The organism is Amycolatopsis sp. NPDC051128 (genome assembly GCF_040682715.1).
Lineage (GTDB): Bacteria > Actinomycetota > Actinomycetes > Mycobacteriales > Pseudonocardiaceae > Amycolatopsis.
In genome coordinates, this window is record NZ_JBFBBN010000074.1 from 1 (window position 1) to 16,169 (window position 16,169).

Sequence of the window (16,169 nt, forward strand, 5' to 3'; positions counted from 1 at the left end):
TGCCCAGGTTTTCCACGTTTCGGGGAGGATCCTACTGTTCGGGGCCTCGAAAGCCGTGAATGTCGCATTGAGGGACTTCAAGTCCCTCAATGCGACATTCACGGCTTTCAGTTCTGGAGCGCGAAGGTGACGCCCGCGGCCTTCGGGGCTTCGGGGCGGGGGAGCCAGCGATCTTCGCTCACCGGCAGTTCGCCTTCGAGGGCGGCCAAGACGGCGTCGCGCGCCAGTGGCAGCACCGCTTCGACACTGACGTCCCGCTGCAGCTCGTACGACAGCGACGTCACGCCCGCGTCGCGGATGCCGCACGGCACGATGCTGTCGAACGCCTTCAGGTCGGCGTCGCAGTTCAGCTCGAAGCCGTGCATCGTCACGCCGCGCTGGACGCGGATGCCGATCGCCGCGATCTTGCGCTCGATGCCGCGGTCGTCGGCCGGGATCCACACGCCGCTGCGGCCCTCGACGCGGCCGCTGGCCACGCCCAGCTGGTCGCACACGTGGATCAGCGCCTCCTCCAGCCGCCGCACGTAGTGCACGACGTCGATCGGGTCGGCGAGCTTCACGATCGGGTAGCCGACCAGCTGGCCGGGGCCGTGCCAGGTGATCTTGCCGCCGCGGTCGACGTCGATCACCGGCGTGCCGTCCGTCGGCCGGTCGGCGGGCTCCGTGCGCTTGCCCGCGGTGTACACCGACGGGTGCTGCAGCAGGAGCATCGTGTCGGCGGCGGTGCCGTCGGCGCGGGCGGTGAGGTGGCTCCGCTGGAGCTCCCAGGCTTCGGCGTAGTCGATCGTGCCGAGCTCCCGGACGTCGACGGGCTCGGTGCTGGCGCGGCAGGAGGCGCGGGAAGAACTCACCCGTCGAGGCTACGCCCGTCACCCGGGGGAAGCAGCCGCAAGGCGCACGCTGAGAGCAGCCCGACACCGACCACCGCCAGCACTGCGCCGATCGTGTCGGTGACCCAGTGCACCCCGAGCACGACGCGGCAGGCGGCCGCCAGCACCACCGCGACGGCGACGGCCGCGGCCACCCGCCGGACCAGCCGCGGCCACAGCCACGCGCACAGCAGCAGGAGGACGAAACCCGTGCTCGCCACCGATGTCACGTGCCCGCTGGGGTAGCTCAGATCCGGGTAGTCGCGCGGGCGTTCCCGCAGGAAGACCGGCTTGAACGCGAGGCTGGTCAGCCGGCACAGCACCAGCACGACGGCGAGCCGAACGCACAGCCCGGTGTGCTCCCGGCGCCGCAGCGCCAGCGCGAGCAGCACCATACCGAGGATGTAGGGGAGCACCGGCCCGAGGACGTCGCTCCCGGCCTGCGCGACCCGCCCGATCGGCTGGGTGTACGCGCTGTGCATGGCGCCGGCCACCTCGACGTCGAGGGAAAGCGGCTGCCGTGTCACGTTCAGCCCGAGCAGGACGAACGCGGCGAAGAACATCGCGCCGACGACGAGCCAGCGCTGCAGCCGAACGCTCATGCGGCGGCGAGCGCGCTGTCCAGGGTCCGGTGCCGGAACTCGTAGCCCGACCGCTCCAAGGCGGCCGGCACGGCCCGCTGCCCGAACAGCGCCATCTCTTCGCCGGCCTGGCCGAGCACGGTCTTGAGGGCGATCCCGGGCACCCACCACGGCGCGGGCCGGTGCAGCGCGCGGCCGGCCGCGCGGGTGAACTCGGCGTTGGTCACCGGGGCCGGCCCGGTCAGGTTCACCGGCCCGGACACCTCGTCGTGCGTCAAGGCGTGGACGATCGCGCCGACCTCGTCGTCCAGGGCGATCCACGGCATGAACTGACGCCCGTCGCCGAGGCGCCCGCCCAGGCCCAGCAAGAAGAGCGGGCGCAGCGTGCCGTACAGCCCGCCCTTCGCCGAGAGCACCAGCCCGGTCCGGATCTTGACGACCCGTGCGTCCCCGGCGGCCGCCGTCGCCGCTTCCCACGCTTCGCACAGCTCGGCGAGAAAACCCCTGCCGCGCGGGGCCGACTCGTCCACAATGGACGAACCGGCGTTCCCGTAGTAGCCGACGGCGGAGGCGTTGACGAGCACGCCGACGCCGTGTTCGGCGACGGCTTCGGCGAGCACCTCGGTCGGCTCGACCCGGCTGTCGGTGAGCTCCTGCTTGCGCATCGCGCTCCACCGGCCGGGAAACAGCGGCTTGCCGCCCAGGTTCACGACGGCGGCCACGCCCTCGAAGGCGCCGTTCGCGATGCTGCCCGACGGCGGGTCCCAGTGGAATTCGCTGCCTTCGCGCGCCTCGCGCCGCACCAGCCGGCGGACCTCGTGGCCCTCGCGCCGCAGGCGTTCGCCCAGCGCCGACCCGATCAAGCCGCTCGCCCCGGCGATCAGTACTCGCATGGTTCGATCGTGGCCCATCCCGGCCCGCGACGCACGCCCAGGCCCCGCGCGAAAACCGGCGCCCGGCCTCCCCGAATGCACTGAAGGCCACCATCAGGCATCTGGTGCCCTGATGGTGGCCTTCAGCGGCCCCTACTGCGTCAGAGGCCGAGCTCGCTCTCGAAGTTGCCCTCTTCAAGACGCTGCTTGATCGTCATCAGGAAGCGGCCCGCGTCGGCCCCGTCCACCAGGCGGTGGTCGTAGGTCAGCGGCAGGTAGGCCATCGACCGGACGGCGATCGTGTCGTTGCCGTCGGCGTCGGCGACCACCACCGGGCGCTTGACGACCGCGCCGGTGCCGAGGATGCCCGACTGCGGCTGCACGATGATCGGCGTGTCGAACAGCGCGCCGACGCTGCCGATGTTCGTGATCGAGAAGGTGCCACCGGACAGCTCGTCCGGCTTGATCTGGCCCGCCCGCGCGCGGCCCGCCAGGTCGGCGATCCGGTGCGCGAGACCGGCCAGGCTCAGCTCACCCGCGTCGTGGATCACGACCGAGAGCAGGCCGCGCTCGGTGTCCACCGCGATGCCCAGGTGCACGGCGCCGTGGTAGGTGATCTCCTTCGTGTCCTCGTTGTAGGACGCGTTGACGTTCGGGTGCTGCTTGAGCGCCTCGACCGTGGCCTTGGCGAAGAACGGCAGGAACGTCAGGTTGACGCCCTCGCGGTCCTTGAAGCCCGCCTTCGCCCGCTGCCGCAGCTTCGCGATCTTGGTGACGTCGACCTCCTGGACCTGCGTGAGCTGCGCGGCGATCTGCAGCGACTCGCGGGTCTTGGTGGCCGTGATCTGGCGGATCCGGCTGGCCTTCTGCACCGTGCCGCGCAGCGCCGCGAGCTCCGGCGACACGGGGGCCGCCGGACGCACGGCGGGCGCCGCCGGAGCAGCGGCGGCCGCCGGAGCGGCAGCGGCGGGAGCCGGGGCGGCCGCCTTCTGCTTCTCCTCGGCCGCGGCCAGGACGTCCTGCTTGCGGATCCGGCCGCCGACGCCGCTGCCGGTCAGCGACGCGAGGTCGATGCCGTGCTCCGACGCGAGCTTGCGGACCAGCGGCGTGACGTACGGGCCGTCCGCCGAGCCGTCCTTCGCCGCGGCGGCCGGGGCCGACTCGGTCGCGGCCGCCGCCGGGGCGGCCTTCGGCTCGGGCTTGGGTTCCGGCTTGGGCTCCGGCTTCGGCTCGGGCTTGGTCTCCTGGACCGGCTCGGGCTTCGGTTCCGGCTTGGGCTCGGGCTTGGGTTCCGGCTTCGGTTCGGCCTTCGGCGCCGCGTTCGCGTCACCGATCACGGCCAGGACGCCGCCGACCTCGACGGTCTCGTCCTCGCCCGCGCGGATCTCCAGCACCGTGCCGGCGACCGGCGACGGCACCTCGGTGTCGACCTTGTCGGTGGAGATCTCGAGCAGCGGCTCGTCGACCTCGACCGAGTCGCCGACCTGCTTCAGCCACCGCGTGACGGTGCCTTCGGTGACGCTCTCGCCCAGCTCGGGCAGCTTCACCTCGGTGCCTTCGCCACCGGCGGCCGGCGCGGTGTCCGGCTTGCTCGGCGCGCTGTCCTGAGCCTGCGGCTCGGGAGCGGACTGGGGCTCGGGTTCCGGCTCGGACTTCTCCTCTTCCCGCGCCGGGGCGGAAGAAGAGGAGGACTCCGGCACGTCGCCGGTGCCGTCGTCGATCACGGCGAGCTCGCCGCCGACCTCGACGGTCTCGTCCTCCTGGGCGCTGATCTTCACGACCGTGCCCGCCACCGGGGAGGGCACCTCGGTGTCGACCTTGTCGGTCGAGATCTCGAGCAACGGCTCGTCGACCTCGACGGTGTCGCCCTCCTGCTTAAGCCACCGGGTGACGGTGCCTTCGGTGACGCTCTCCCCGAGCTCCGGCAGTGTGACGGAGTAGGCCATCGTTCGCTGACTCCTCTTTCAAGATTCTGCGTGGTCTGGATTCTGCTGGTGAGACGTCAGCTGTGCACGTGCAGCGGCTTGCCGGCCAGGGCAAGGAACGCTTCACCGAGGGCCTCGGTCTGGGTCGGGTGGGCGTGGATGAGGGGGGCGACGTCCTCGGGGAAGGCCTCCCAGCTGTAGATCAGCTGCGCTTCGCCGATCAGTTCGCCGACGCGGTCGCCCACCATGTGTACACCCACGACCGGGCCGTCCGGCGCCTTGATCAGCTTGACCCCACCGGAGGTCTTGAGGATCTGGCTCTTGCCGTTGCCGCCGAGGTCGTAGGTGAACGTCGTGACGTCCGACCCGTACTTGTCCTTCGCCTGCGATTCGGTCAGCCCGACCGACGCGACCTCCGGGTGCGAGTAGGTGACCCGCGGGATGCCGCTCTCGTCGATCACGCGCGGGCTCAGCCCGGCGATCTCCTCGGCGACGAAGATGCCCTGCTGGAAGCCGCGGTGGGCGAGCTGCAGGCCCGGGACGATGTCGCCGACGGCGTACACGTTCGGCAGGTTGGTGCGCAGCCGCTCGTCGGTGAGGACGAAGCCGCGCTCGATCTTGACGCCGGCCTCCTCGTAGCCGTGGCCGGCCGAGTTCGGCCCGCGGCCGACGGCGACCAGCAGCAGGTCGGCCTCGATGGTCTCACCGGACTCCAGCGAAACGCTCACGCCGTTGTCGTCCTGCTTGGCGCCGGTGAACCGCACGCCGGTCTTGAAGGCGATCTTGCGGCGGCGGAAGGCACGTTCGAGCTGCTTGGAGGCGAACTCGTCCTCGTTCGGGACCAGCCGCGGCAGGGCCTCCACGATGGTGACGTCGACGCCGAAGGAAGCCCAGACGCTGGCGAACTCGACGCCGATGACGCCGCCGCCCAGCACGACGACCTTCTTCGGCACGTAGTCCAGCGCGAGAGCCTGCTCGCTGGCGATGACGCGGCCGCCGAGCTCCAGGCCGGGCAGCGTGCGGGAGTACGAGCCGGTGGCGAGGATGACGTTCTTGCCGGTGTGGCGGGTGCCGTCCACCTCGACGGTCGTGGCGCCGACGAACGTGCCGCTGCCCTCGACGAGGTTCACCTTGTGCGCCTTGGCCAGGCCCTGCAGGCCCTTGTACAGGCGGGAGACGATCCCGTCCTTGTACTTGTTGACCCCGGCGATGTCGATGCCCTCGAAGGTGGCCTTGACGCCGACCGCTTCGGCTTCACGGGTCTCGTCGGCGACCTCGGCGGCGTGGAGCAGGGCCTTGGTCGGGATGCAGCCCCGGTGGAGGCACGTCCCGCCCAGCTTGTCCTTCTCGATCAGCGTGACGGAAAGGCCCAGCTCGGCCGCGCGGAACGCCGCGGCGTAGCCGCCCGATCCGCCTCCCAGGATCACGAGGTCGGCGGAGGTGTCGGTCACTTCATTAACTCCTCGGCAAGCAGTGGGGTGATGCTCTGTCGTCGCCCGTTCCCGGTATAACCGCGCGCGCGACACCGCCATCTTGTCACTACGCCGGACGGGGCTGCGAGCTAGCCGGGTGTGCGACACCGACCACACGCGGACATCGGGATAATGAGGAGGGGAAGTCTCGGGAGGAGAGGTGGTCGTGGTGGGGCTCTTCGACTCGCTGCGCAGGCGGGGCAAGGGTGGTCAGCGGGCCGGTACGCTGCGGAAAGCCAGCTCCGAGGACACTCGTCACCTCGAGGAGTGGGCGTCCGCGCGGCGGGGTGTCGAGGCTTTCGTGGAGCCGAAGACCAACATCACGGACACCACTGTGGTGTTGATCGCCCACGACGGCGAATGGACCCGGCGCCGCATCGGCAGCCTGGAGGCCGCGCAGCAGTTCGGGCACCGCCGGTCGATCCCGGTCTACGAGGTCGCGCGGGTCGGCTACCCGAAGCGCATGCGCGAGTACACCGAGCGGAAGAAGCGCGGCCAGGTGTAGCGCCCGATCCGGCTCATGCGCCCCAATGTGGCGTTCGGTGCGTTGGACGCACCGAATGCCACATTGGGTGCGTTGGATGCACCGAATGCCACATTGGGGCGTTTGCCCCTGCCGGACAGTCACGGTCCTAGCCTGCCTGGGCGAGCAGGGTGGCGTGCTTGACCAGCGCCGCGCGGAACGACGGGTGGACCGTGGTGCCGAGCACCGGGTCGACCTCGACCACGTGGGACGCCGAGAGCAGCAGCACCGCCGGCTCGGCCAGGACCACCACGCCGTCCTCGGCCCGCAGGTCCGCCGTGCCCAGCAGACGCGGGAAGACCACGTCGGCGGGCAGGCCGTCGCAGGTGCGCAGGAACTCCCGGTGGTCGTCCGGCAGCTCGGTGCCCAGCCGCAGCTCCGCCGAGCGGATCGCCGCGTCGGACGCCGGGGGAGGCGCCGCGACGCCGCCGCGCAGGCGCAGGATCTCCGCGACCAGCTCCGGCCAGGTGCCCAGGTCCGGCGGGTACCGCTCGTGCAGCGCGGCGACCAGCGCGCCCGCGCACGCTTCGGCCCGGTCGCGCAGGCCCAGCGGGTCCGCCCCGGCCACCAGCGCGGGGGCCAACGCGCGGGTCGCGGCGAGCGTCGCCACGTCCGGTCGTTCGCCGGCGAGCGAGGCCCAGCGGGCCAGGTCGCCGTCGGCGAGCGCGGCGCGGACCCGGTCCGGGCGCGCGGGCGCGACGTGCTTGACCAGCTCGGCGACCGGGCCGGGCGGGAGGACACCGTCCAGATCGGACACCGGACGGCGCAGCGTCGCGGTGTGGGCGCGCTCTTCGGCGTCGAGGTCGAGCGGCGGCAGGCCCTCGGCCCAGTCCGGCCGGCCGCCGCGGGCCGCGAAGAGCATCGCCCACGCGCGGGCCCGCACCGGGCCGGCCGCGAGCGCGCTCACCGGCCGTTCCGTGCGGGCGAGCCACTGCCCGGCCAGCCGGTCGGCCTCGTCGAGGGCGCCGGTGACCGCGAGCAGCAAGGCGGCGTACCCCACCTGGTCGTCGACGCTCGCGTCAGTCGCGGTCAGGACGTCCCGGACCGCGGTCTCGAGGTATTCACCGGCATCCACGCCCCCGAGCGTGGCACAAGCGTCAGCCGAGGGCCTGCTTCGCACCCGGGTGCAGCGGGACCGGATCCGTCCGCGGCGCCAGCTGCTTCGTGATCTCCTTCGCCGCCGGGTGGACCTTCGCCAGCTCCGCCTGCTTGTCGAAGATCAGCTTGGTGATCGCGCACGCGTTGCCCGCCGGGAAGTCCTCGCGCACCAGCAGCAGGTTGGGCACCACGACCGTCGGCACGTCGGCGGGCTGCCCGTAGGCCGCCGCCGGGATCGTGCCCTGGTCGTAGACGTCGTTGACCTTCTTCAGCTCGGGCAGCAACGGCGTGATGTCGAGGAACTTCACCTTGTCCTTGAGCGCCGTGGTGATGTCCGTGATCTGCGCGGTCGGCAGCCCGCCGGACCAGACGAGCCCGTCGAGCGTGCCGGACTTCATGCCGTCCGCGGTCTTGGCCAGGTCCAGGCGCTGCGCCTGGACGTCCGCGTCCGGCTTGAGACCCGCCGCCTTCAGCAGGCGGTTCGCGATCACTTCGGTGCCCGACTTCGGCGACCCCGTCGAGATCCGCTTGCCCTTCATGTCGGCGACGCTGTTGATGCCCGAGTCGCTGCGCACAAGCACCTGCGTCGAGTTCGGGTAGATCCGCGACAGCGCCTGGATCTTCTGCGGCTTGCCGTCGAACGAGCCCTTGCCCCGCACCGCGTCCGCCGCGGTGTCGGCCAGGGAGAACGCGACGTCGTAGTTGCCGGCGACCAGCTGCTGGATGTTCTGCACCGACGCGCCGGTCTCCGCCGCCGTCGCGCGCAGCTTGGTGTTGTTGCTGATCAGCTGGGCCAGCCCGCCGCCCAGCACGTAGTAGACGCCGCCGCTGTTGCCGGTGGCGATCGTGATCCGGCCTTCGCCCGCGTCGCAGGACTGAGCGCCGCTTGGCGCGGCCTGGTCGGTCTGCTGTTTACCGCCGCAGCCGGTGACGGCCAGAGCGAGTACCGCGGCAGCGGCGAGTGCGCGTTTCATGCTGTCCTCCTCTTGAGCACGGCGTGGGCGAGCAGGGCGGTGACGCCGAACGCGGCGCCGACCGCGATCGGCACCGGCTCCAGGTAGAGCAGGCACAGGGCGGCGGGGACGAACAGGAGCCGCACCGGCAGGCTGACCGGCCCGAACAGCCAGCCCCCGGTCACCACCGCCAGCGCCGCGACGGCCACCGCCGAAACCGCCGCCACCCACAGCACCGTGAGGACGTCGGACTCCAGCAGCAGCGCGGCGCCGTTGTCGGTGAGCACGAACGCGATCGGCACCAGGAACGCCGGCAGCGTGTACTTCCAGCACTGCCACATGGTGCCGAGCACCGAGCCGCCGGTGATCGCCGCCGAGGCGACCGCGGCGAGCGCGGTCGGCGGCGTGACCTCCGACAGCACGGCGTAGTAGAAGATGAACATCGCGCGCTCGGCATCGGCGACCCCCAGCGTCTCCAGCGCCGGGCCGATCACCACCCAGGCGATGATGAAGCTCGCGGTGACCGGCACCGCCAGCCCGAGCACGCCGACGGCGACCGCGGACAGCACCACGGTGAGGATGAGGATCATGGTGCCGTTGTCGGTGAGCGCGCCGGCCAGTTCCACCAGCGCGTCCGCGAGTTCGAGGCCGAGGCCGGTCTTCGTGATGGTCGAGGTGATCACCCCGGCCGCCGCGCACACCGCGATCACCGGCAGCGCCCCGCGCACCCCGGCCGAGAGCGCGTCGACCATGTCCTTCGCCCAGCCCTTGACGTCGTGGCGCCGGGCGATCAGCGCGAACAGCGCGGCGACGCCGGTGGCGTAGACGACCGCGGCGAACGGCGGGATGTCCAGCGCCAGGAACACGACGACGATCGCCAGCGACAGGAAGTGGTAGCCGCCGGTCAGCAGCAGCCGCCACGGGTCACCGCGGGGGACGTCGACCGGTTCGGCCTTGAACCGCCGCGCGTCGGCCTCCATCGCGAACACGATGCCGAGGTAGTAGAGCAGCGTCGGCACGGTCGCCCAGACGAGCACGGTCAGGTACGAGGTCTGCAGGTACTCGGCGATGATGAACGCGGCGGCGCCCAGCGTCGGCGGCGAGAGGATCGCCCCGATCCCGGACGCGGCGAGCAGCCCACCCGCGTTTTCCTTGGGGTAGTTGGCTTTCTTGAGGATCGGCCAGGTGATCGAGCCGAGGCTGACCGCCGTCGCGGTGCCCGAGCCCGACACCGTGCCGAGCAGGAAGCCCGAAAGGACGGTGGTCCGGCCCGGCGCGGTCCGGGACTTCCGGAAGGCGGCGAACGAGATGTCCACGAAGAACTGGCCGGCGCCGGAGGCGTTGAGCACCGCGCCGTAGAGGGTGAACAGCACGATGTAGCTGGCCGCGACGTCCAGCGGGGTGCCGTAGAAGCCGCTCGCGTCGTTGAAGAGCGCGTTGACGATCTGGCTGAAGTCGATGCCGGCGTGCGCGATGCCCCAGTTCTGGGGGAGGTAGCCGCCGTAGTAGGCGTAGGCGAGGAAGAGCAGGCAGACCACCGGCAGCACCAGCCCGGTGGTGCGGCGGGTCGCTTCGAGGACCAGGACCAGCAGCAGCGCGCCGGCGACGATGTCCAGCGGGGACAGGATGCCCTGGCGGTTCAGGAAGTCGTCGTACCCGGTGAGCACGGGGTAGAGCCCGACGGCCAGGGCTGTCACCGCGAGGGCCCAGTCGGTCCAGCCGGGGTCGTCGCGGCCGCGCAGCCGCGGGCGGTAGCAGAGGAACACCAGCGGCAGCGTCACGCCGAGGAAGAGCACCAGGTAGAACTGGTTGCCCTTGGCGAAGGGGAAGAAGACCTGCTTGAGCACCAGCACCGCGACGGCGAGCGCGACGAAGTAGACGACGCGGTCGGGAACGCGGGAGAGGGTGCGCGCCGGGCGTTCCTCGTCGTGCTCGGCGGCGATCTCGGCGGGGGATTCGCGTTCCACCGGCTCGGTCGTCACCGTGCCACGGTACGGTGCCGCGGATCACACCGAAAGCGGCAATTCGATCACTGCGCCCGAAGCGCCCCAAAGTGGCGTTCGGTGCGTTGGACGCACCCAACGCCACATTGGGGCGCTTGAGACTCAGCCGTTGGCGGCGATGTCCGCGAGCACCGCGGCGATCGTCCGCACCGGGACCCCGGTGCCGCCCTTGCCGGTGTAGCCCCACGGGGAGCCGGTGTTGAACGACGGGCCCGCGATGTCGATGTGGACCCAGTCGAGGCCGTCGGCGACGAACTCGCGCAGGAAGATCCCGGCCGCGAGCATGCCGCCCCAGCGGTGCCCCGTCACGTTGGCCAGGTCGGCCAGGCGCGAGTCGAGGTCCGCGCGCAGCTCCTCCGGCAGCGGCATCGCCCAGCCGTTTTCGCCGGTGGCCTGCATGATCCCGGCGACGCGGTCGCGGAAGTCGTCCGAGCCCATCACGCCGGCGGTGCGGTTGCCGAGCGCGACGACCTGGGCGCCGGTCAGCGTCGAGGTCTCGATCAGGTAGTCCGGGTTCTCCTCCGCGGCGCGCACCATGGCGTCCACCAGGACGAGCCGTCCCTCGGCGTCGGTGTTGAGCACCTCGACGGTCTTGCCGCCGTACATGGTCAGCACGTCGCCCGGCCGGTACGACGTCCCGGACGGCAGGTTCTCCGCCAGCGGGATGTGCGCGACGACTTCCAGGGGGTACTTCAGCTTCGCGGCCAGCACCACGGCCGCGAGCACGCCGGCCGCGCCGGACATGTCCGACGTCATGTGGTCCATGTTCGCGGCGGGCTTGAGCGAGATGCCGCCCGAGTCGAACGTGATGCCCTTGCCGACCAGCGCGACCTTCTTGGCGGCCTTCGCCGGCTTGTGGGCCAGGCGCAGCAGCCGCGGCTGGCGGGCGGAGCCGCCGCCGACGCCGAGGATGCCGCCGAAGCCCTTGCGCTTGAGGGCCTTCTCGTCGAGCACCTCGAACTCGAGGCCGTTGTCCTCGGCCAGCTTCTTCGCGCGCTCGGCGAAGGAGGCCGGGTACAGGTCGTTCGGCGGGGTGTTGATCAGGTCGCGGGCGGTGATGACGGCCTCGGCGATGGTGCCCGCCGCCTTCAGCGTCGCCTTGTGCTCGCGGGCCGCGCCTTCCGCCGGGTTCGCGAAGTCGAGCTTCGCGACCGGCGCGTCGCCCTTCTCGGAGCGGTATTCGGTGAAGACGTACGAGCCGAGGATCGTGCCCTCGACGGCGGCCTGCAGGTCGAGCTCCGACAGCGTGACGAACGCGCGGTCGGTGCCGGCGAGCGCGCGGCCGGCGGCGCCGGCGGCGCGGCGGACCTGCTCGGGGGTGACGGTGTCGCCCGCCTTGCCCAGGCCGACGGCGAGCACGACGCCCGCCGGGAGCTTGCCCAGCGTCGGGATCTTGACGACCTCTTCGGCCTTGCCGCTCGCGCCGAGCGTGGCGAGCAGGCCGGCGAGGCGGCCGTCGAAGGCGGCGTCCACGGCGGCGGCGCCGGCCGCGAGCACCGGGCCGTCCTCGCCCTGCAGGGTGCCGATGACGACCACGTCGGCACGCGTTTTGGCCAGTGCCTCCCCGGTGTTGTCGGACAGGGCGAGCTTGGGCACGGTCACTTCTGGCTCCTCGCGCGTTCTCGGTGGTACCGGGCACCGGCCCGGCCGGGATCGTGAGCCATGCTAATGACGACCGGACCACGGGTGAACAGAGGGAGCGGGAGGGTCGCGTGCGGCTGGGTGGCGGGCTGCTGGTGGCACTGGCCGCCGGGGCGGCGGGCGCGGGCTGGTGGCTGCTCGCCGGGCTGGTGCTGGCGGGGGCGGCCGCCGGCGTCGCGGCGCGGGTGCAGGAACCGGGGGAGGCCCTGGTGGACCGGGTCGTCGTCGCTGTCGCGCGGCTCTCCGAAGTGACGGTCTACGCGATCGCGTTCGGCGCCTACGTCTTCCCGGCGCACCGCGAGCTCGCCGCGGCGGCGTTCGTCGTCGTGGTGACCGGCGCGGGGTTCGCCGGGCTGAAGATCCCGGCGATCGTCGTGCGGGTCGCGGGCGGGCTGCTGCTCGTCGGGGGCCTCACGCTGGTCGCGGTGTGCGTGGCCGTGACGCCGGTCGCGACGGCCGGCGGCCTGCGACCCCCGGATTTCGCGGGCGTTTTCGTCGTGGCCGTGCTGGCGCTGCCGTTCCTGCGTCCGGCGAGGCGCGAGAACGCCGGCCCGCGCGTCCTGCTGCTCGGCGCGGTCGCCGTGCTGACCGCCTTCGCCGCGCTCTACCAGCTCGGCGCGGTCCGGCTCGGCCTTTCGCCGACGTCGTTGCGTGATCTGCTCGCCGCCGCCGACGCCGGCACGCTGCAGCCGCTGCTCACCGTCGTGGCGGTGGTCGCCACCGTGCTGCCCGCGCTCGCCGCCGGCACGGAGATCCGGGAGCGCGCCGGGGTGCCCGGTGTCGCCGGTCTCGCCGTCGCGGCGGCGGCCGCGTTCCTGCTGCCCGTGCTGCCCGCGCTCGTCGTCGCCGGGCTGGCGACCGTGATCGAGCTGCTACTGGGTGTACGCGCGCGCAGGTACAGTGGGGCGCGTGAGTGATCGACGCTGGCGGCCGGGGCAGACCGTGATCGAACGGTTCCACCGGCCGGACGGCTCGATCGGCCAGGTCCACCCGCTGCGCGTCCTCGCCGACGACGGCCACGTCCTGCTCGCCTGGCTGCCGGCGGGCACGCCGATCGTCGGCAGCAGGCTCGCCGACGGCCGCGAACTGCGCGAGGCCCCGCTCGACCAGCGGTTCCGCATCCCGCGGGTGCCGGTGCCGGACTTCTGGCACCGCACGTCCACGCTGCGCCGCATCGCCGACGACGAATGGTCGTCGGTGTGGTGGTTCTTCGACTCCGCCGGGGAGTTCACGAACTGGTACGTCAACCTCGAGGTCCCGCTCGGCCGGAGCCCGGCGGGGGTGGATCGCATCGACGGCGTGCTCGACGTCGTCGTCGACCGGGACGGCACCTGGCGCTGGGACGACGAGGACGAAGCCGAGGTCGCGATCGACGCGGGGCGGCTGACGCGGGCGCAGCTCGACCGGCTGCGCGCCGAGGGCGAACGGATCGGCGTGCTGGCCGAGCGCGGCGTCTACCCGTTCGACGGGACCGATACCGACTTCCGCCCGGACCCTGGCTGGTCGGCCCCGGAACTGCCCCCGGGACTGCTGGCGGAGCTCAGCCCGCCAGCAGGAGAAGGAGCAGCGCCAGCACCGCGTTGACGACCGCGAGGATCACGACCGACTTGGTCGGGAGCACCCGTGGGAACGCCTTGCCGTGGATCTTCCGCCACCACACGACGCCGAAGACCCCGGCGACCAGGCCGAGGAAGCCGCCGAAGCCGCTGCTGAGCACGGCCCAGCCGACCATGCCGAGCAGGCCGACGCCGAAGGTCAGCAGCACCGCGGTGACGAACGTCTTGACGTCGGCGCCGGTGCTCTTGGGCCGGGGGGCCGGCTCAGTGGAGTGGTAGGTCACGGTGTCATCCTAGTGTTGTCACGAGAACGCTGCGGGGTGCAGGCGGAACAGTGGGACTTCCGACTAACGCGCTTCCGACCAAGCGGTATCGTCTAATCATGACGACCACGACGCACTTCACCCCCGACCCGCACTCGAGCCCTGCGAGCCCGGAACGCGTCGCGGAGGTACTCGCCGCTCCCGGTTTCGGAGTCCACTTCACCGACCACATGGTGACCGTGAAGTGGTCGAAGGCGCAGGGCTGGCACGACGCCAAGGTCGGCCCCTACGCCCCGTTCACGCTCGACCCGGCGACGTCGGTGCTGCACTACGGGCAGGCGATCTTCGAAGGGCTCAAGGCCTACCGCCAGCCGGACGGCTCGATCGCGTCGTTCCGCCCGGACGCCAACGCCGCGCGCTTCCGGCAGTCGGCCGAGCGGCTCGCCATGCCGCAGCTGCCCGAGGACGTCTTCATCGAGTCGCTGCGCGAACTCATCGCCGTCGACGCCCGGTGGGTGCCCACCCGTCAGGGTGATTCGCTGTACCTGCGGCCGTTCATGATCTCGACGTCCACCGGGCTCGGCGTCAACAGCCCGGCCGCCGACTACGTGTACACGGTCATCGCGTCCCCGGCCGGGTCGTACTTCTCCGGCGGGGTCAAGCCGGTCAGCGTCTGGCTGTCCACCGAGTACGTGCGCGCGGCGCCCGGCGGCACCGGCGCGGCCAAGTGCGCCGGCAACTACGCGGCGTCGTTCGTGGCGCAGGCCCAGGCCGTGGAGAAGGGCTGCGACCAGGTGGTCTGGCTCGACGCGGTGGAGCGGCGCTGGGTCGAGGAGATGGGCGGGATGAACCTGTTCTTCGTCTTCGGCTCCGGCGAGAACGCCCGGCTGGTCACGCCGGAACTGACCGGCTCGCTGCTGCCCGGCGTCACCCGCAAGTCGTTGCTGCAGCTGGCGCAGCGGCTCGGCCACAAGGTCGAAGAGCGCCGCATCTCCACCGAGGAGTGGGAGAAGGCGACGGCCTCCGGCGAGCTGACCGAGACGTTCGCCTGCGGCACCGCGGCGGTGATCACCCCGGTCGGCCACGTCAAGCACGCGGGCGGCGAGTTCACCATCGCCGACGGGCAGCCGGGCGCGCTCACGATGAAGCTGCGTGAAGAGCTGACCGGGATCCAGGAGGGCACCCGCCCCGACCCGGACCACTGGATGGTCAAGCTCGGCTGACGCCCAAGTCCGTGAATGTCGCATTGAGGGACTTCAAGTCCCAATGCGACATTCACGGCTTCTGGGGTCAGGAGGCGGGGGCGGCGACGAGCGGGCCGGAGACCCCGGCCTGTTCGTGCGTGGCCGTTTCGGCGAGGACGCGGGCGGCCATCATCAGCAGCGGCAGCGCCGTCACCGCGCCGGTGCCTTCGCCGAGCCGGACGTCCAGCTCCAGCAGCGGGCCCAGGTCCAGGTGCTCCAGCGCGAGCGCGTGCGCGGGCTCGGCCGTCCGCTGCCCGGCGACCCACCACCGCCGTGCGCCGGGTGCGAGATCCTCCGCGACCAACGCCGCCGCGCAGGCGACCAGGCCATCCAGGATCACCGGCGTCCGCCGGACCGCGGCCTGGGCCAGGAACCCGGCCATCGCCGCGATGTCGGCGCCCGCCGTGGTGCGCAGCAGGTCGAGCGGGTCGGCCAGCACCACGCGGGCCCGGCGGAGCGCGTCGCGCACCGCGGTGGCCTTGCGCATCCAGGCGTCGTCGTCGATGCCGGACCCGCGCCCGACGACGGCCACCGGCTCGCTGCCGGTCAGCGCCGCGACGAGCACCGACGCCGGTGTGCTGTTGCCGATCCCGAGGTCGCCGGGGATGAGCAGGTCCGCGCCGCCGTCGACCTCCGCGTCGGCGATCGCGATCCCCGCGCGGACGGCGGCCCGCGCCTCGCCGTCGCTCAGCGCGTCTTCGACGTCGATGGAGCCCGAGCCGCGGCGGACCTTGAACTCGCCGATCGACCGGGTCGCCGGCGCCTCGGTGTCCACGGCCATGTCGACCACGCGGACGCTCGCGCCCGCGGCCGCCGCCAGCACGTTGATCGCGGCGCCGCCGGTGAGCATCGTGCCCAGCAGTTGCGCGGTGACCTCGCTGGGGTAGGCCGAGACGCGCTTCGCCGCGATGCCGTGGTCGCCGGCGAACACGACCACCCGGGGCCGGGTGAACGGCCGCGGCGGCGACTGGCCCTGGCAGGCCGCGATCCAGACGCCCAGCTCCTCGAGCCTGCCCAGCGATCCGGCGGGCTTGACCAGCTTGCCGTGCAGCGCGATCGCCGCGGACCGGGCGTGTTCGTCGGGCGGGGTGATCTCGGCGAACTCGATGTTTTCCGGCTCCACACCAGGCCCTTTCTCGTCCGCGGCAGGCTTTTCGTGAACACCGCCG

At 72.0% G+C, this 16,169-nt stretch carries 15 protein-coding genes; 4 read left to right on the forward strand and 11 right to left on the reverse strand.

Annotation, left to right across the window (positions count from 1 at the left end):
• Positions 1 to 107: 107 nt before the first annotated feature.
• The 5 genes from lipB to lpdA form a co-directional block, all read right to left on the reverse strand.
• Positions 108 to 851, reverse strand: a complete 744-nt coding sequence (lipB, locus tag AB0M82_RS42945) for a lipoyl(octanoyl) transferase LipB (RefSeq protein ID WP_364735078.1) — start codon at positions 849 to 851, stop codon at positions 108 to 110.
• Entirely contained in the window at positions 848 to 1,471 is a 624-nt protein-coding gene (locus AB0M82_RS42950; protein WP_364735080.1) for a phosphatase PAP2 family protein, read from the reverse strand. The genes lipB and AB0M82_RS42950 overlap by 4 nt, the downstream gene beginning before the upstream one ends.
• Positions 1,468 to 2,343: a TIGR01777 family oxidoreductase gene (locus tag AB0M82_RS42955; RefSeq protein ID WP_364735082.1), complete on the reverse strand. Its 876-nt coding sequence runs from the start codon at positions 2,341 to 2,343 to the stop codon at positions 1,468 to 1,470. Before AB0M82_RS42955 ends, AB0M82_RS42950 begins: the two co-directional genes overlap by 4 nt.
• Positions 2,344 to 2,483: 140 nt before the next feature.
• Positions 2,484 to 4,268: a 2-oxoglutarate dehydrogenase, E2 component, dihydrolipoamide succinyltransferase gene (gene sucB / locus AB0M82_RS42960; RefSeq protein WP_364735084.1), complete on the reverse strand. Its 1,785-nt coding sequence runs from the start codon at positions 4,266 to 4,268 to the stop codon at positions 2,484 to 2,486.
• Positions 4,269 to 4,324: 56 nt separating this feature from the next.
• Positions 4,325 to 5,698: a dihydrolipoyl dehydrogenase gene (gene lpdA, locus AB0M82_RS42965; protein ID WP_364735086.1), complete on the reverse strand. Its 1,374-nt coding sequence runs from the start codon at positions 5,696 to 5,698 to the stop codon at positions 4,325 to 4,327.
• A gap of 181 nt (positions 5,699 to 5,879) precedes the next feature.
• Here lpdA and AB0M82_RS42970 point away from each other — a divergent pair, with 181 nt between their 5' ends.
• A complete protein-coding gene (locus AB0M82_RS42970; RefSeq protein WP_364735088.1) occupies positions 5,880 to 6,224 on the forward strand; it encodes an oxidoreductase in 345 nt (114 codons plus the stop codon).
• A 127-nt stretch (positions 6,225 to 6,351) separates the two neighbouring features.
• Here AB0M82_RS42970 and AB0M82_RS42975 read toward each other — a convergent pair whose 3' ends face one another.
• The 4 genes from AB0M82_RS42975 to AB0M82_RS42990 all read right to left on the reverse strand — a co-directional run bounded on the left by AB0M82_RS42975 (position 6,352) and on the right by AB0M82_RS42990 (position 11,898).
• The gene (locus AB0M82_RS42975) at positions 6,352 to 7,317 is read right to left on the reverse strand and encodes an SMI1/KNR4 family protein (protein WP_364735090.1); all 966 of its coding nucleotides are present in this window, start codon (positions 7,315 to 7,317) and stop codon (positions 6,352 to 6,354) included.
• Between the two features lie 22 nt (positions 7,318 to 7,339).
• The gene (locus tag AB0M82_RS42980) at positions 7,340 to 8,314 is read right to left on the reverse strand and encodes a TAXI family TRAP transporter solute-binding subunit (RefSeq protein ID WP_364735092.1); all 975 of its coding nucleotides are present in this window, start codon (positions 8,312 to 8,314) and stop codon (positions 7,340 to 7,342) included.
• Positions 8,311 to 10,275 carry a TRAP transporter fused permease subunit gene (locus AB0M82_RS42985; protein ID WP_364735094.1) on the reverse strand — a complete coding sequence of 655 codons (1,965 nt, stop codon included), beginning with the start codon at positions 10,273 to 10,275 and terminating at the stop codon, positions 8,311 to 8,313. Before AB0M82_RS42985 ends, AB0M82_RS42980 begins: the two co-directional genes overlap by 4 nt.
• Positions 10,276 to 10,398: 123 nt before the next feature.
• A complete protein-coding gene (locus tag AB0M82_RS42990) occupies positions 10,399 to 11,898 on the reverse strand; it encodes a leucyl aminopeptidase (protein ID WP_364735096.1) in 1,500 nt (499 codons plus the stop codon).
• A 110-nt stretch (positions 11,899 to 12,008) separates the two neighbouring features.
• On the opposite strand from AB0M82_RS42990, the gene AB0M82_RS42995 reads away from it, so the two are divergent.
• The gene (locus AB0M82_RS42995; protein WP_364735098.1) at positions 12,009 to 12,854 is read left to right on the forward strand and encodes a hypothetical protein; all 846 of its coding nucleotides are present in this window, start codon (positions 12,009 to 12,011) and stop codon (positions 12,852 to 12,854) included.
• On the forward strand, positions 12,847 to 13,521 hold the full coding sequence (locus AB0M82_RS43000) for a DUF402 domain-containing protein (protein WP_364735100.1): 675 nt from the start codon (positions 12,847 to 12,849) through the stop codon (positions 13,519 to 13,521). The genes AB0M82_RS42995 and AB0M82_RS43000 overlap by 8 nt, the downstream gene beginning before the upstream one ends.
• On the opposite strand, the gene AB0M82_RS43005 is transcribed toward AB0M82_RS43000, so the two are convergent.
• Positions 13,478 to 13,777, reverse strand: coding sequence for a hypothetical protein (locus AB0M82_RS43005; RefSeq protein ID WP_364735102.1), 300 nt, complete (start codon positions 13,775 to 13,777; stop codon positions 13,478 to 13,480). The genes AB0M82_RS43000 and AB0M82_RS43005 overlap by 44 nt on opposite strands.
• A 98-nt stretch (positions 13,778 to 13,875) precedes the next feature.
• On the opposite strand from AB0M82_RS43005, the gene AB0M82_RS43010 reads away from it, so the two are divergent.
• Positions 13,876 to 14,979 (forward strand): branched-chain amino acid aminotransferase, encoded by a 1,104-nt coding sequence (locus AB0M82_RS43010; RefSeq protein ID WP_364735104.1) that lies wholly within the window; start codon positions 13,876 to 13,878, stop codon positions 14,977 to 14,979.
• A 67-nt stretch (positions 14,980 to 15,046) separates the two neighbouring features.
• On the opposite strand, the gene cobT is transcribed toward AB0M82_RS43010, so the two are convergent.
• Entirely contained in the window at positions 15,047 to 16,123 is a 1,077-nt protein-coding gene (gene cobT, locus AB0M82_RS43015) for a nicotinate-nucleotide--dimethylbenzimidazole phosphoribosyltransferase (protein ID WP_364735106.1), read from the reverse strand.
• Between the last annotated feature and the right edge of the window lie 46 nt (positions 16,124 to 16,169).